Raw genomic sequence first — 207 nt, 5'->3', positions numbered from 1 at the left:
TAGCTAGTTGGTGGAGTAATGGTTCACCAAGGCAATGATACGTAGCCGACCTGAGAGGGTAATCGGCCACATTGGGACTGAGACACGGCCCAAACTCCTACGGGAGGCAGCAGTAGGGAATCTTCCACAATGGACGAAAGTCTGATGGAGCAACGCCGCGTGAGTGAAGAAGGGTTTCGGCTCGTAAAACTCTGTTGTTGAAGAAGA

General features: G+C 51.7%; 1 rRNA gene. It reads left to right on the top strand.

The features are described from left to right. Nucleotides 1-207, top strand: a 16S ribosomal RNA gene (locus tag CES81_RS13270); the annotation flags it as partial.

It is taken from the genome of Secundilactobacillus pentosiphilus (assembly GCF_002217985.1).
GTDB lineage: Bacteria > Bacillota > Bacilli > Lactobacillales > Lactobacillaceae > Secundilactobacillus > Secundilactobacillus pentosiphilus.
Note: the sequence above shows the minus strand (reverse complement) of the source record. Positions and strands in the feature narration are given on the sequence as shown.